Annotated in this window: 1 protein-coding gene; it reads left to right on the top strand. The window is 36.8% G+C overall.

Annotation, left to right across the window (positions count from 1 at the left end):
- Positions 1 to 467 (top strand): IS5 family transposase (locus GNY06_RS03055; RefSeq protein ID WP_166518752.1); only part of this gene is annotated, 467 nt, incomplete at both ends.

The raw sequence follows: 467 nt of genomic DNA, 5'->3' as shown, positions 1-467 counted from the left end.
TTGATGATAGAAAACGAAAACATAATCTACGGATTATTTGGAACAGTATTCTTTACCTTGTTAAAACAGGTTGTCAATGGCGTATGCTTCCCCAAGATTTCCCCAAGTGGCAACTGGTGTACTATTATTATAAAAAGTGGGCAGATATGGGGCAATTCGAACTACTGTTGGAACATTTACGAGGCAAAGTTCGAGTAAAACTAGGACAAAAATCAGAGCCATCGCTTGGTATTATGGACAGCCAGAGTATTCGCTGTGGCAATAACCGGTCATTAAAAGGATTTGATGGCAATAAAAAGATTAAGGGCATAAAACTTCATGTGGTCGTTGATAAAAATGGTTTTTTAATTGCAATCATGGTTACAATGGCTAATATACATGATAGTAAGGCTGTTATTTTACTTATGCGCGTGTTAAAAGAAATGCTTTGTGGCATTAAAGTTATTCTGGCTGATGGTGGTTATCGT

The organism is Elizabethkingia argenteiflava (assembly GCF_009904105.1).
Lineage (GTDB): Bacteria > Bacteroidota > Bacteroidia > Flavobacteriales > Weeksellaceae > Elizabethkingia > Elizabethkingia argenteiflava.
The sequence above is the reverse complement of the archived record's forward strand: the minus strand, read 5'-3'. Positions and strand labels throughout refer to the sequence as shown.